Here is a 14,656-nt window from a genome sequence, read left to right as displayed (position 1 = left end):
ACTCTGCATCAAGAGACATTCACGCGACGGCATGGGCGCCCGACGACCCCGCCGCGCTGAATTCGAAAGGAGGAGGCGATGCAGCATGCCATCGGCGCGGCGCTTCGGCCCGCGCATCACGACGTAATTCATCAATCGCATGAGCGCTCGGCCACTTTTGGTCTTTCCGCGACCATGCGTCCCGAATACGAAGTCTTGTCCGGCGCGCAACTCGCCTTGAAGCGCGACGAGAGCCGCGCGCTCTTCGCTCACGCGTTGCCGGTGATGGAAACGCTCTACGCGCAGATCGCCAACACGCACAGCATGATCGCGCTCACGGATTCGAGCGGGCTGATTCTGCATTCCCTAGGCGACGACGACTTCCTCGCCCGCGCGCAAAAGGTCGCGCTGCAAGCGGGCGCGGTGTGGAGCGAGGCGCATCAGGGCACGAATGCCATCGGCACGACCATCGCCGAACGGCAGGCCGTCACCGTCCACGGCGATCAGCACTATCTGCGCGCCAACCATTTTCTGACGTGTTCGTCGGTGCCGATTCTCGATCCGCGCGGCGGCCTGAGCGGCGTACTCGATGTCACCGGCGACCGCCGCGGCTATCACCAGCACACGATGGCGCTCGTCAAAATGTCCGGCCAGATGATCGAGAACCGCCTGATCGCAAGCGCGTTCGGCGACGGTCTGCGAATTCATTTTCATAGCCGCCCGGAATTCATCGGCACGTTGATGGAAGGCATCGCCGTATTCGATCTCGATGGCCGGCTTCTGAGCGCCAATCGCAGCGCGCAGTTTCAACTCGGACTGGAGCTTGGGCATCTGCGCGTGCAGACGCTGGCATCGCTATTCGGTGCGACTCCCGACGAACTGATCGAGCGGGCCGGCAAGCCGCCGCGCCGCCTTCAGCTGCATAGCGGCGTCGGCGTGTTCGCGGGCGTCGAATATCGCGAGCGCACGGTCGCGCCGGTCGCGGTGCCAGTCAGAACGAATGCGCCCGTTGAAAGCAAGACGCCGTCGCGTCTCGCCGATCTCTGTACGGGCGATGCGCGCGTGTACGAACTCATCCAGCAAGTCAGGAAAGTGGTCGGCAAGGAGATTCCTATCCTGATCGGCGGCGAGACCGGCGCGGGCAAGGAGATGCTGGCGCGCGCCATTCATCGCGATTCGCCACGGCGCGATGGACCGTTCGTCGCGGTGAACTGTGCGTCGTTGCCGGAGACGCTGATCGAATCCGAGCTATTTGGCTATGCGCAGGGCGCGTTCACCGGCGCGGCCAAGCGCGGTGCGTCGGGCAAGATCGTGCAGGCGAACGGCGGCACGCTCTTTCTCGATGAAATCGGCGACATGCCGCTCGCGCTTCAAAGCCGGCTCTTGCGCGTGCTGCAAGAGCGCGTGGTCGAGCCGCTCGGCGCGGCGCGCGCCGTGCCGGTCGACTTCACGCTGGTCTGCGCGAGCAACCGCAAGTTGCGCGAGCAGGTTGCGAAGGGCGAGTTTCGCGAGGACCTGTTTTATCGCGTGAACGGCCTGGCTGTAACCTTGCCGCCGCTGCGCGAGCGCACCGATTTGCGAGCGGCCGTCGAGCGCATCTTGCGCCACGAGTGTCTTGCGGACCGCGTGTTGAGCGTCGACGAAGACGTGCTGGCGCTGTTTGCACGGCATCGCTGGCCGGGTAATTTCCGGCAGTTGAGCAATGTGCTGCGCACGGCATCGGCGATGCTCGATGATGACGAAACGCGCATCGGCGTGACGCATCTGCCGCGCGATTTCATCGATGATTTCGAGGCTCCCGTTCGCGACGAAACGAGCGCTGCTCCCGCTGGCGATGCGCGGCTCGCGGATATCGCCGCGAGCGTGGTTGCGGCGGCGCTGGAGTCGCATGGCGGCAACGTGTCGGCGACGGCGCGGGCGCTGGGTGTGTCGCGAACGACGGTTTATCGGAAGTTGCGGCGATAGCGCTTCTTTTCACTGATACGACATGGTGAAGAGTGCCTTGCCGCTGACTCGGCCCATCTGCAAAGTCGCCGATGTGCGCACGTACTGTGCGATCAGCGGAACGGTCATCGCGCCGCCGCTGGCTGTTCCCACGCTCCACTGGTTCGACGTTCCCGCGAGCGGCGATGCCGGTCCATAGGAGACCGGGCTGGAACCGAGCAGCACGCGAAGCCCTACACCTGACGCAGCCGAATCGCCACCGATCGTCAGAATATTCGATTGATTGGCAGGGTTGAGCGCGTCGGTGAGTGTCACGTTCACCTTGGCCCCCGCGGCACAATTCAGACCGAGGGAAAAAGCGGTGTTGCCCGCTGTCGCGCCGACGCTCGGCAAGTCCGACGGCGCGACTTTCTGCATCGTCACGGTGACCGCAGGCGTGGTAACGCTGCAGGCCTGACCGGTCACCATAGTGCCGGTGACGAGCGTCTCCGTGACGGTCAACGTATTAATGCAAGGGCCAGTGAAACTGATGGTCATGGAAGGCAGAATGGTGATCGTTCCGCCACTGATCGGTCCGGTCACGACCAAATCGGCGCGCACGTAGTGGGCCGTGCTGCCGCTCGTGACCGTAAAGGAACTGGTGGTCGGTGCCTGCTCCCAGCTCCCGTTCCAGCCGCTCGTGATATAGAACCGCACGCCTATGCCGTCGACGTTCGTCTGATAGGTTTTCGGATTGCCTGCGACCACGTTGCCGTTGACGGTGGTGATTTGCTGGATCGTGCACGTGACATTGGATGCCGACGCGCCGGGATTCTGCGACGTGCTGTTGAGTATCGTGCCCACAGCCGCGTCACGCCCGATCGAGAGCGAACCGGGAAATGACATCGGTGTCATGGAGCCATTTGGAAACGTGATTGTGTCGCCAAAAGCGCAAGTACCCGTGAGCAGCAGCCCAAGCGCGAGAAGTCGCGTGATCGCGGGGTATGGAGAACGGCCAAGCCGGTGCGCGGACGATATCCGCCGAGAACCGGTCCGAAGGTTTTTCATGCGAAGCATGACTTGAGCATAGTGGCCCGCCACGCGAATTGCGAACGCTCGCGAGGCAATGCAAGTGCGCGCGAAACGAAGGTGGCGATCGTGCCGTTACGCGTGATGATCCAGCGAACTTGCATCGCCCGCGGCAGACGGCAGCGCGCCGCTATGATCCTTGAGGCCCACGCCGGTCAGCTTCAGGCGGCGCGCTTCGTTCAGCAGCCAGTACAGCTTGAACGCGGCCGCATCGTAGTTCAATCCCTCGGGCCGCACGTTCGAGATGCAGTTGCGCTCGGCGTCGTGACGGCCTGGCCTCGGCGCAAAAGTCACATAGAGCCCGAGGCTGTCGGGCGAACTGAGGCCCGGCCGCTCGCCGATCATTACCACGACGATGCGCGCTCCCAGCAACTCGCCGATCGGGTCGCCGAGCGCGACACGCGCCTGTGTCGCGATGACGACCGGCGCGACTTTCCAGCCATCGAGCTTCGGACGCAGGCGGGCGAGAAACGCGGCGGCGTGTCGCTGCGCGGCGAAAGCCGAGAGGCCATCGGCGGCGACGAAAACAATGTCGGGCGCCGCTTCTGTTCGTGCGGCATGTTCGGCAAGGCGGGCGCGGCTGGCATCGTCGAGTGCGCGGCCCAGGTCGGGACGCCGCAAATAATGATCGCGATCCGGCGCGGCGCTCGCCGCTTCGAGCGTGTCGAAGCCGGCTGCATGTAGTTCCGCGGCGAGCGCGGCGGTGTCGAGCGGCTGATGCACGGCGTCGCGCGCCTGCGCATGCGCCAGGCCAAAGGCGAGCAGCGGCGCGGTTGGCAAACTGTCGCCGGTGCGTCCCAGAGCAATGCGCGCGTTGGTGAAGCGCTTGAGCGCATCCCAGGGATTGGTTTCGATGCCGTTGGTGGAGCTCGAACCACTGGCAGATGCACTCGCGCGAACGCTGTCGCCCTCGTGCTTCGGCGTGCCAGTGTGCAAGCCCGCCATGTCGCGTCTTTGCACCGACGCGTCCGCGCGCTCATCGACGCGGTCCTCGCGCGCCGATGCATCCACGCTCCGCTTATCGATCTCATCCATCACGCATCGATCCAGTCGAGCAACGGCTGTCCCTGCGCGCTGCCGGATGCCGACAGCAAGCCGCCACGTCCATCCGTCACGCGCATTTTTTGCAGCCACGCTTCGAATTCCGGCGCGCGCTTCAGGTTCAGCACGCGGCGAATATAAAGCGCGTCATGGAACGACGTGCTCTGATAGTTCAGCATGACATCGTCCGCGCCCGGCACGCCCATGATGAAGTTCACGTTGGCCACGCCCAGCAGCGTCAGAAGCGTGTCCATGTCGTCCTGATCGGCTTCGGCGTGGTTCGTGTAGCAGATGTCGCAACCCATCGGCACGCCGAGCAGCTTGCCGCAAAAGTGATCTTCGAGGCCGGCGCGGATGATCTGCCGGCCATCGTATAAATATTCCGGACCGATGAAACCGACCACCGTGTTCGTCAGAAGCGGCTTGAAACGGCGCGCGACCGCATAGGCGCGCGCCTCGCAGGTCTGCTGATCGACGCCATGATGCGCATTGGCCGACAACGCGCTGCCCTGGCCCGTCTCGAAGTACATCACGTTGTCGCCGACCGTACCGCGACCGAGCGACAGCGCGGCATCGTGCGCTTCCTCCAACAGCTTGAGCGATACACCGAAACTCGCGTTGGCGCGCTCGGTGCCCGCGACCGACTGGAACACGAGATCCACGGGCGCGCCTTGCTCGATTGCCGCGAGCGTGTTGGTGACGTGAGTCAGCACGCACGATTGCATCGGCACGTCGTAGCGCTGGCGGAAATCGTCCATCATCGTGAGCAGCGCCGTGATGGCGGCAGGCGAATCCGACGCCGGATTAATGCCGATCACCGCGTCGCCGCAGCCGTAGAAAAGGCCGTCGAGCATGGACGCGGCAATGCCTTTCGGATCGTCGGTCGGATGGTTCGGCTGCAGCCGCACCGAAAGATGCCCCGGCAAGCCGATGGTCGTGCGAAACCGCGTGATCACCGGACGCTTGCGCGCGGCGAGGATCAGGTCCTGATTGCGCATGAGCTTGGAAACGGCTGCGACCATTTCCGGCGTGAGGCCCGCGGTGACGCCTTCGAGCGCGGCGGTGTCCGTGGTGTCGGCGAGCAGCCATTCGCGGAACTCGCCGACGGTGAGATGCGCGATGGGCGCGAAGGCATGCGCGTCATGGGTATCGACGATCAGGCGCGTGACTTCATCGTGCTCGTAGGGAATGAGCGGTTCGTCGAGAAACGCGCGCAGCGGCACCTGTGCAAGCGCGAGTTTTGCGGCGATGCGCTCTTCTTCCGTCGCCGCCGCGAGGCCCGCGAGTTCGTCGCCCGAACGACGCGGACTCGCGCGCGCGAGCAGCGTTTTCAGATCGTCGAAACGGTAGCGCCGGGCGCCGATCGTCTCCTGATATGTCATCGCGTTTCCTTCGTTCAAGGGAAAGCCGCCACGTCGTCCGTACGTGCTGCCACTCACTTTAACCGCTTCGCGCAGCGCCCGCGCCTCGTCAAAAAAGCCCGCCGCGCCGAAATCCGCGCCCGTGCGATAATTTCGCGCTTGTCCCGCCTCTTGCGTTGCGCCCGTGCAGCGTCATCGCCCGTGAAAAATCTCCTCGTGAACCTCGACCGTATCGGCGCTTTCGACGAAATCGTCGATGTCCGCACGCCGCTCGAATACGCCGACGATCACATCCCCGGCGCCCTCAACGCGCCGGTGCTGACCAACGAGGAGCGCGTGATCGTCGGGACCATGTACAAGCAGGTCTCGCCTTTCGAAGCCACGCGCGTCGGCGCCGCCATGGTCGCGCGCAATATCGCGCGACATCTGGATACGCTCTTTTCCGACCGGCCGCGCAACTGGCGCCCGCTCATTTATTGCTGGCGCGGCGGCAAGCGCTCCGGCTCGATGACGACCTGGTTCAACATGATCGGCTGGCAGGCGCGTCAACTGGAAGGCGGCTACAAGACTTATCGGCGCGAAGTGCTCGATTCCCTCGTCACGCTGCCGTGCCGTTTTCGCTACGTCGCGCTGACGGGCCACACCGGCAGCGGCAAGACGCGTCTGTTGCACGCGCTCGATCAGGCCGGCGCGCAAACGCTGGATCTGGAAGGGCTCGCGGCACATCGCGGTTCGTTGCTCGGCGCGTTGCCGGGACAAACGCAGCCTTCGCAGAAGGCGTTCGAGTCGGCGCTCGTGAGTGCGTTGCGTGGTTTCGATGCGGCCAAGCCCGTGTATATCGAAGCGGAAGGGCGGCGCATCGGCGCGCTTTCGGTGCCGGATGCATTGCTGGACGGTCTGCATGGCGCGGCGTGCGTGGAAGTGGAGGCGCGCCGCGAAGATCGCATCGCGTTTCTGTTGCAGGACTACGCGCATCTTTTCGACAATCCCGCGTTCTTCAAGTCGCAACTGGCGCGACTCATCGGGCTGCATAGCCGCGAGCGCGTGGAGCGCTGGCATCGGCTGATCGATGAAAACGCGCGCGCCGAGCTGTTCGCGGAACTCATCGACCGTCATTACGATCCCGCGTATAGCCGCAGCAGCCGCGCGCTTTATACGCATCTGGCAAAGGCGTCCCACATGACCTTCCGGCCCAACGATGCCGACAGCGTCGCGCAGGCCGAGGCGCTTCTCGCGCAATTGGCGCAGACATCGCCCGCGGCGAACTGAGATTAATCTTCATCATTCGAGTCAAACATGAATACTCACGCGCCCCGACCCCCTCGCATCGCGCCCGGCTGGATCGTTTTTCTGCTGATCGCGGTCGTCGGTCTCTTCTATGTCAAATGGTTTCCGTACTACAACCGCGCGTTCGTGGCGGCGAGTCAGCATTCCATCGGCAAGTCCATTTTGATGGGCGCGTCCGCGAGTGCGCCGGCACCGTCGTGGCAAGCGGCGCTCGACTACGCCATGGCTTACGGCAAGGCCATCTGGCAGGCGATGGTGCTCGGCCTGTTGCTCGGTTCGGCGGTGCAGGCGTTGATTCCGCCGCGCTGGGTCGCGCGTGCGCTCGGCGAACGAAACTTCGGCAGCGTGTTGAATGGCGGCTTGATGTCCTTGCCCGGCATGATGTGCACGTGCTGCGCGGCGCCGGTCGTGGCGGGCTTGCGCGCGCGGGAAGCGGCGCCGGGCGCGGCGGTCGCGTTCTGGCTCGGCAACACGGTGCTCAATCCGGCGGCGCTGGTGTTCATGGGCTTCGTGCTCGGCTGGCAATGGACCGGGCTGCGCCTCGTGCTCGGTGTGCTGATGGTGTTCGGGTTGGGTTACGCGGTCAATCGCATGGTGACGCCCGCGCAGGCGGCGCAATCGCGCGAGGCGCTTGCAAACCTCGTCAAGGAAGATGAGCCGGGCACGGCGTTTTCGCGCTGGTTGCGCATTCTCGGGCGCATGACGTTGCGGCTCGTGCCGGAGTACATCGTGCTGGTGTTGTTGCTGGGCGCGGCGCGCGCGTGGCTGTTTCCGCATATCGGACCGAATATCGACGACAGCATGCTGTGGATCGTCGCATTCGCGATTGCGGGCACGTTGTTCGTCATTCCGACGGCAGGCGAAGTGCCGATCATTCAGGCGATGCTTTCACTCGGCATGGCTGCCGGCCCAGCAGGCGCGTTGCTGATGACCTTGCCGCCCGTCAGCGTGCCCTCGCTCGCCATGCTCGCGCGCTCATTTCCGCCGAAGGTGCTCGCGTTCGTCACGGCGGCGGTGGTCGTGTTCGGGGTAGTGAGTGGGGCGGTGGCGGCCTGGTGGTTTTGAGCAGACGGGCTCGGGCGCTCAACGACGATCGCCGTCGTGAGCGCCTTGCCCAGCGGCATCAATGCAACGCCGCTCCCGCCTTGATCAACAACTTGAACGGCAAAGCCAGCAGCATCGCGCCGCCCACACCTGTCACCCAAAGCGCGACGAACCAGAAGACCTTCTTCGCGCGCATCATCGCAATAGAGCCGCCGCGTTCAGTGATAGTGATGTTCGCCATGACGCACCTTTCCTCTGAATACCCAATAACTCAGCATGGTGTAACCCAGGATCACCGGCAAAATAACCGCCGCGCCGACAATCGTGAATAGCTGCGAGGAACGCGGCGAAGCGGCATCCCAAAGCGACACGCCCGGAAAAATCTCCTGCGGCGAAATGCTCGCAACCAATCCCGCGTAACCCAGCAACATGAAGCCGAGCGCCACCGCGAACGGCCGCGTTTCGTGCCGCGAACGGATCGAGCGATGCATCGCCCAAGCACAGGCCACGACTAGCGCCGGCACCGGCAGCATCCGATAAAACCACGGCGAGTCGAACCAGCGCGATGCAATGCCCGCGTCCTGCAGCGGCGTCCACACGCTCACCACGACAATCGTTGCAAGCTGCAGCAGCGTCAACGGCCATACGACGCGATACAGCCGTCGCTGCAAATCGCCTTCGGTCTTCGCGATCAGCCAGCATGCGCCGAGCAGGGCGTAAGTCACGACGAGCGCGCCGCCCGTGAACAGCGAAAACGGCGTGAACCAGCCGAAGGCGTCGCCGGCGAAGCGGCCTTCGGCGACAGGGATGCCATCGAGAAACGCGCCGAGCGCCACGCCTTGAAAGAACGTCGCGCCCGCCGATCCGCCGATGAACGCAAGATCCCACATGGACTTCGTGCGCGACGCCTTGGCGCGAATCTCGAACGACACGCCGCGAAAGATCAGGCACACGAGCATCAGCACGAGCGGCAGATAGAGCGCGGAAAGCACGGTCGAATAGACCATCGGGAACGCGGCAAAGAGACCCGCGCCGCCCAGCACGAGCCACGTTTCGTTGCCGTCCCACACGGGCGCGACGGTGTTCATCATCACGTCGCGGTCGTGCCGGTCGGGAAAGAAGGGAAACAGAATGCCGATGCCCAGATCGAAGCCATCGAGCACGACGTAGAGAAAGAGGCCCAGTGCGATGATCGCGGCCCACGCGACGGTGAGGTCCATATGTTCAAGCTCCTTCGATGGACTGATGCGGAAGACTCATCGGACGGCGCGCGGTGCCATCGGACGAATCGGGCGTATGAGACGGCGCGCCCGGCAACGCCGGCCCATGACGCAACAACTTCAGCAAGTAGTAGATGCCGGTGCCGAAGACGATCGTGTAGACGATCACGAACGCGAGCAGCGAGACGCCGACTTGCTGCGCGGTGACGGGCGAGACGGCGTCGGCCGTGCGCATCACGCCGTAGACCACCCACGGTTGACGGCCCGCTTCGGTCGTGACCCAGCCCGCGAGCAAGGTGATGAAACCGCTCGGACCCATGATCAGCACGAAGCGATGGAACCAGCGCGCATCGAATAACTTGCGCTTGCGATGCAGCAGCCAACCGGCGATGGACATGAGGATCATCAAGACGCCGAGTCCCGCCATCACGCGAAAACTCCAGAACACGATGGTCGAATTCGGCCGCTCGTCTTTCGGGAACGTCTTGAGGCCGCGAATCTCGCCGTTCCAGCTATGCGTGAGGATCACGCTGCCGAGATGCGGAATCTGCACGGCGTACTTCGTCGTTTCCGCTTCCATGTCCGGAATGCCGAAGAGATTGAGCGCGGTGCCGCCTTTCTCCGTTTCCCAGATACCTTCGATAGCCGCGATCTTCGCCGGCTGATACTTGCGCGTGTTGAGACCGTGCGCGTCGCCGACGAAAGCCTGGATCGGCGTCAGGACCAGCAGCAGCCAGAGCGCCATCGAAAAAGTCTTCCTGATGGCCGGATCGCGTCGGCCCTTCAGCAGATGCCACGCGCCCGTCGCGGCCACGACCAGCGCCGCGACGATGAACGCCGCAATCGCCATATGCGCGAGCCGGTACGGAAACGACGGGTTGAAGATGATCGCGAACCAGTCCACCGGCACGACGTGATCGCCTTCGATGCGAAACCCTTGCGGGGTCTGCATCCAGCTATTGGACGCGAGAATCCAGAAAGTCGAGATGAGCGTGCCGATGGCCACCATCAAGGTGGCGCCGAAGTGCGCTTTCGGGCCGACTTTGTTCCAGCCGAACAGCATGATGCCGAGGAAGCCCGCTTCGAGGAAGAACGCGGTCATCACCTCGTAGGTGAGCAAGGGACCCGTGATCGGACCGGCGAAGCTCGAAAAGCCGCCCCAGTTGGTGCCGAATTCGTAAGCCATCACGACGCCCGACACCACGCCCATACCGAACGCAACGGCAAATACCTTCGACCAGAAAAGGCACAGTTCTTTGTAGACGGTTTTGCCGGTCTTGAGCCACGCGCCTTCTAGCACGGCGATGAAGCTTGCAAGTCCGATGGAAAGTGCGGGAAAGATGATATGAAACGAGACAGTGAACGCGAACTGGATACGCGCCAGGTCGATTGCTTCGGGAGTCGCATGCATGATGACTTTTGCTTTGAAATTCACGCGTGCCGTATTGCAACGTGCGGCATGCACGGGTTGAAACGTCGGTAATGCTGGAGCGGACTGTAGCGCCATTTATGCGTCTCTGTTGCGCTGCGTCAGAAAACGCGCGTTGCGCGCAAATGCCGCGGTTTCAAGGGTTTAGCGAGGCTAATGGCTTGAATGCGCATTGTTTTTGGTATGGAGGATGACTCGTCGAGAGCAGGAATGCGGGCTGCTTTACGCGACAATCGACCGCACTGCATCAAGACTCGTCCGATTCACATTGACGCAGGCTTGTTCGACGAACTTTCACGTCCTCGCGAGACTTCATTTGCGAGACGCGCGAGTACCATAATGGCTTTTGAGCACGCGCCACGCGCGGCTATGCAAGGAGACCCAAATGCGCCTCGATGACGAAGCAGAAAGCAGCAATGTCGAAGACCGGCGAGGCAGCGGCGGAGGCGGCGGATTCAGAGTCGGCGGCGGATCCATCGGCATAGGGACGATCGTCGTCGCGCTCGCGGCATCGTACTTCTTCGGCATCAATCCGATGACCATCATCAACGGCGCGCAAATGCTTCATGGCAACGCGCCCGTGCAGCAGCAAGCCGCGCCGTCGAATACGGCGCCAGCGCAAGACGCCGGCGCCGTATTCGTGCGTCGCGTGCTCGGCAATACCGAGCGAACCTGGCAACACATCTTCAGGACGCAGTTCAATCAGGACTATCCGGCGCCCAAGCTCGTGCTGTTCTCGGGCGGCACGCAAACAGGCTGCGGCACGGGACAAGCGGCGATGGGGCCGTTCTATTGTCCAAACGACCGGCGCGTTTATATCGACTTGTCGTTCTATCGCGAGTTGAAGGATCGCTTCGGCGCGGGCGGCGACTTCGCACAGGCCTACGTGATCGCGCACGAAGTCGGGCATCACGTGCAAAACGTGCTCGGCATCATGGACAAGGTCGATAGCGCACGCGCGCGCATGTCGCCCGCGCAGGCGAATGCGCTTTCGGTGCGCGTCGAGTTGCAGGCGGATTGTTTTGCGGGCGTGTGGGCGGCGGTTGCGCAGCAGGACAATGCAAAGCTCATTCAACCGGGCGATTTCGAGCAGGGCTTGAATGCGGCGGGCGCAATTGGCGACGACCGGTTGCAGCAGCAATCGCAAGGACGCGTGGTGCCGGAAGCGTTCACGCACGGATCGAGCGAGCAACGGCAGCGATGGTTGCGCAAGGGCTTGTCGTCCGGCGATATCCGTCAATGCGATACGTTTTCGGCCAAGACCCTGTAACGCCGTCTAGGCGCCGAAGACGTGACGCGACGGCGGACTTACAAACGCTGACAGCCGTGGCGCGACAAATTCTTTAGAATCGCTGTTTTTCCGGCGCGGCATCGAGCCGCACACACCGGTGCATCCAGGTCTGTCGATGAAGCGAATTCTGATCGTCAAAGTCACGTCTCTCGGCGATATCGTCGAAACGCTGCCGGTTGTCTCCGACTTGCGGCGGGCGTTTCCATCCGCGAAGGTCGACTGGGCCGCCGACGCCGCGTTCGCTGACATCATCCGTTGGAGTCGGGGTGTCGACCGCGTGCTGAGCGCGCCTTTGCGCAAGTTCAAGAAGGCGCGCAACTGGAACGATCTCAAAGAAATCACGGGGTCCATCAGCGAGTTGCGCGCCGAGAAATACGACGTCATCGTCGATATTCATGGCGTGTACAAGAGCGCGATCATCGCGTTCATAGCGCGTGGGCGGCGGCGCTACGGCTATCTGAATCAGGACCTTGGCGAGCGTGGCGCGGCGTTCGCGTACAACGCGCGCTTCGGTCCGCGTCCGCACACCGACGCCTGGCGCGGCATGCGCGTGAGCGTCGCCGATGCGCTGGGCTACGAGATTCAGGAAACGCCCGACTACGATCTTCGACTCCCCGAGCCTACGCATGACCTCGGCATTCCACGCGGCGGCGCGCCCATCGCCATGTTGTTCCACGCGACCTCCGCCGATGTGAAGAAGTGGCCGAAGGATCACTGGGCCGAAGTCGGGCGCTGGCTCGTCGAGCGCGGCTATCAGATTGCGTTGCCGTGGGGCACGGAGCGCGAGCGCGGCGAAGCGCAGGCCATTGCCGCACTCGTGCCGCAGGCGCTCGTGCTGCCGAAGCTGAGCGTCGAGGAATGCGCGCACTGGATTCAGGCGTCGGAACTGGTCGTCGGAACCGATACCGGGCTCGTCCATCTCGCACATGCTTTGCAGCGGCGCACCGTTATGCTGTTCGCGGCGACATCGCGCGAGCATTTCGGTATCCACGAACCTGGCCGTTCGGTCTCTGTCGGTGATGGCGGAGCGCCGCCTGACGTGCCGCAAGTGCTCGGGGCAATACAAAGCGTTTTGGCTCCCGCTGAAGCGAATCGCCACGCGCATGCTGGCGTAATAACGCGTTAAAAAAATTTATGCGCATAAATTTTTTGCAGAATAATCGCGAAAGAGCGCGCACGGAAGTCATTTATTAGTGCGCGAACGTAAATTTTGCTTAATAGCACTTGACGGCGATTCCGCGACCGGAGACGATTGCGAAAACACTTAAGAATCGTCCGATAAATGATCGAAGACTCCGCCGTTGACGCACGACAGGCCTTCGTGCGTCTTCAACCTGCCGACATCGTGCCGGGCGCGCCGCTCGAATGGGCGATCGTGTCCGCCGATGGGACGCCGCTTTTCGCGGCAGGCACCCTCATTCTCGACGAAGCGACGCGCGATTTCATTTTCAAGCAGTTCGATCCGCACCGAACTGCCGGCGACGCGGCGCCTCGACGAAAACCGGAAGAGCCGAGCGAGGAAACGCTCGTCCTCGACGACTTGGGTTTGTCGATCGGCGGCCGGATTGGCGTGCGTGTCACAGGCGGTTCGGGTTCGGCGATGTATGCGAGTCGCGTAATCGGTTTTTCGAATGCACGTCGCAATGGCGAGCGTTCGCTTTTCGTCACTCAGCCGCTCATGACGGGCTTCGATCCGCTGGACCTCACGCGTGGCGAACTGGTCGATCTCGTCGCGCTGACGGGAAAGGGCGTCTTCCGCTTCGCGTGTACGGTGGATGCGCTTTGCCGCGAGCCGTTCAGTTATGTGGTGTTATCGGCGCCAGGTACGATCCGCCGCCTGCGCACGCGCAAGTTCGTCCGCATGCCGACGCGCATGGCGGCATGCTATGCCATCGAAGGCGACGAGGGCGCGCTCAAACAGCCGGGTCGCGTGAGCGATATCAGTCCCTACGGCATGTCTTTGACTGTCGCGACGCCGAACGCGCGCGTGGGCGATCGTCTCGCACTCTCGTTTCGATTCGCGACCGACGGCGTCGATGTTCAGGTCGATACCATCGCCATCGTGCGTCACGTCGGCGACTTCGATGCATCGACGCAAAGCGCCGCTTATGGGCTTGAATTCGAATCGCTCGAACCAGCGCAGCGTATTGCGCTGAAGTCGTTCATGGCGGAGCACGGTTAGACGGGGCGTCGGCCGGTGCGCTTTGCCGAGCTGACATTCGCGAGCCTGCGCGTCGCCGGCGTCGTGGCCGAGCGCATGCCAGCCCCGCATTGCCCGTTTATCTCGAAGATCAACTCGGAAAGCCATCCGGAAACAATCGCTCGACCGCATTCTCGAAGTGCTGAATCGGCGCGGCGCCACGCAACGCGATGGGCGGCGGCGGTTCCTTGCCCGGCGCGGCTTCGCGCGACAGCACGGCAAACGGCACGCCGCTCACGCCCAGTTGCTTGGCAAACTCTTCGTCTTCGATCACGAGGTCCGTGTAGGTGCCTTCGTCGAGCGCTTCTTCGAGCAACTCGGGATCGATGCCGCATGTCGCGGCAATATCGATGAGCGCGTCCGGATCGCCGATATCGATACCTTCCTCGAAGTAAGCCTTGAAGATCGCGCGATGCACGATATCGAAGCGCCCCGATTCCTGCGCAAAAAGCGCGGTCTCGAACGCCTTGCGGCTGCGTGGCGCGACGGGCGGCGGACGCATCAACACGTTGCGCTCCTCGGCAAGCGGAACCACCGAGTTTTCCCAGGCGTCCTGGGCTTGTTCGCTATTCGGATCAGGCAGCGGCGTGGGTTCGGGACGCAGTTCGAACGCGTGCCAGCGAAGCTCGACTGCGTTGCCATACGCCTTGGCGAACTGATCGAGCACCGGTGTTTCCAGGTAGCAGAAAGGACATGTGAAGTCCGACCAGACATCGACATACAAAACAGGCGTGGTTGCCATGAAAAAACCTCGAATGCAGGGCGATGCATGCGCGCGCCCGGAAAGGACAA

General features: G+C 63.0%; 13 protein-coding genes. 6 read left to right on the top strand and 7 right to left on the bottom strand.

Features of this window, described 5'->3' with window-relative positions; genetic code table 11:
* Positions 1 to 78: 78 nt before the first annotated feature.
* Positions 79 to 1,944: a sigma-54-dependent Fis family transcriptional regulator gene (locus NCT04_RS19035; protein WP_250467201.1), complete on the top strand. Its 1,866-nt coding sequence runs from the start codon at positions 79 to 81 to the stop codon at positions 1,942 to 1,944.
* A gap of 9 nt (positions 1,945 to 1,953) precedes the next feature.
* On the opposite strand, the gene NCT04_RS19030 is transcribed toward NCT04_RS19035, so the two are convergent.
* The 3 genes from NCT04_RS19030 to NCT04_RS19020 all read right to left on the bottom strand — a co-directional run bounded on the left by NCT04_RS19030 (position 1,954) and on the right by NCT04_RS19020 (position 5,414).
* Positions 1,954 to 2,817 carry a fimbrial protein gene (locus tag NCT04_RS19030; RefSeq protein ID WP_250467200.1) on the bottom strand — a complete coding sequence of 288 codons (864 nt, stop codon included), beginning with the start codon at positions 2,815 to 2,817 and terminating at the stop codon, positions 1,954 to 1,956.
* Between the two features lie 249 nt (positions 2,818 to 3,066).
* A complete protein-coding gene (gene eutC, locus NCT04_RS19025; protein WP_250467198.1) occupies positions 3,067 to 4,026 on the bottom strand; it encodes an ethanolamine ammonia-lyase subunit EutC in 960 nt (319 codons plus the stop codon).
* Positions 4,026 to 5,414 carry an ethanolamine ammonia-lyase subunit EutB gene (locus NCT04_RS19020; RefSeq protein ID WP_244829517.1) on the bottom strand — a complete coding sequence of 463 codons (1,389 nt, stop codon included), beginning with the start codon at positions 5,412 to 5,414 and terminating at the stop codon, positions 4,026 to 4,028. The genes eutC and NCT04_RS19020 overlap by 1 nt, the downstream gene beginning before the upstream one ends.
* Before the next feature lie 180 nt (positions 5,415 to 5,594).
* On the opposite strand from NCT04_RS19020, the gene mnmH reads away from it, so the two are divergent.
* Together mnmH and NCT04_RS19010 are read left to right on the top strand one after the other, a co-directional pair.
* A complete protein-coding gene (gene mnmH / locus NCT04_RS19015) occupies positions 5,595 to 6,662 on the top strand; it encodes a tRNA 2-selenouridine(34) synthase MnmH (protein WP_250467197.1) in 1,068 nt (355 codons plus the stop codon).
* 27 nt (positions 6,663 to 6,689) lie between these two features.
* Entirely contained in the window at positions 6,690 to 7,745 is a 1,056-nt protein-coding gene (locus tag NCT04_RS19010) for a permease (protein WP_244829520.1), read from the top strand.
* A gap of 58 nt (positions 7,746 to 7,803) precedes the next feature.
* Here NCT04_RS19010 and NCT04_RS19005 read toward each other — a convergent pair whose 3' ends face one another.
* Genes NCT04_RS19005 through NCT04_RS18995 form a run of 3 tightly spaced genes read right to left on the bottom strand, consistent with a single transcriptional unit; the run spans position 7,804 to position 10,355 of the window.
* Entirely contained in the window at positions 7,804 to 7,965 is a 162-nt protein-coding gene (locus tag NCT04_RS19005; protein ID WP_250467195.1) for a hypothetical protein, read from the bottom strand.
* Positions 7,943 to 8,944: a cytochrome d ubiquinol oxidase subunit II gene (gene cydB, locus NCT04_RS19000; RefSeq protein ID WP_250467193.1), complete on the bottom strand. Its 1,002-nt coding sequence runs from the start codon at positions 8,942 to 8,944 to the stop codon at positions 7,943 to 7,945. The genes NCT04_RS19005 and cydB overlap by 23 nt, the downstream gene beginning before the upstream one ends.
* Before the next feature lie 4 nt (positions 8,945 to 8,948).
* Positions 8,949 to 10,355 (bottom strand): cytochrome ubiquinol oxidase subunit I, encoded by a 1,407-nt coding sequence (locus tag NCT04_RS18995; protein ID WP_250467191.1) that lies wholly within the window; start codon positions 10,353 to 10,355, stop codon positions 8,949 to 8,951.
* Positions 10,356 to 10,758: 403 nt separating this feature from the next.
* Between NCT04_RS18995 and ypfJ the strand changes: the two genes are divergently transcribed.
* The 3 genes from ypfJ to NCT04_RS18980 all read left to right on the top strand — a co-directional run bounded on the left by ypfJ (position 10,759) and on the right by NCT04_RS18980 (position 13,846).
* Positions 10,759 to 11,643, top strand: a complete 885-nt coding sequence (gene ypfJ / locus NCT04_RS18990) for a KPN_02809 family neutral zinc metallopeptidase (protein WP_250467189.1) — start codon at positions 10,759 to 10,761, stop codon at positions 11,641 to 11,643.
* 136 nt (positions 11,644 to 11,779) lie between these two features.
* Positions 11,780 to 12,790: a lipopolysaccharide heptosyltransferase I gene (gene waaC, locus NCT04_RS18985; RefSeq protein ID WP_250467187.1), complete on the top strand. Its 1,011-nt coding sequence runs from the start codon at positions 11,780 to 11,782 to the stop codon at positions 12,788 to 12,790.
* A 156-nt stretch (positions 12,791 to 12,946) separates the two neighbouring features.
* On the top strand, positions 12,947 to 13,846 hold the full coding sequence (locus tag NCT04_RS18980; RefSeq protein ID WP_250467185.1) for a flagellar brake protein: 900 nt from the start codon (positions 12,947 to 12,949) through the stop codon (positions 13,844 to 13,846).
* 109 nt (positions 13,847 to 13,955) lie between these two features.
* Here the strand turns inward: NCT04_RS18980 and NCT04_RS18975 are convergent, their stop codons facing one another.
* Positions 13,956 to 14,606 (bottom strand): DsbA family oxidoreductase, encoded by a 651-nt coding sequence (locus NCT04_RS18975; protein WP_250467183.1) that lies wholly within the window; start codon positions 14,604 to 14,606, stop codon positions 13,956 to 13,958.
* Between the last annotated feature and the right edge of the window lie 50 nt (positions 14,607 to 14,656).

The organism is Caballeronia sp. GAFFF2, from assembly GCF_023631485.1.
Classification (GTDB): domain Bacteria; phylum Pseudomonadota; class Gammaproteobacteria; order Burkholderiales; family Burkholderiaceae; genus Caballeronia.
Note: the sequence above shows the minus strand (reverse complement) of the source record. Positions and strands in the feature narration are given on the sequence as shown.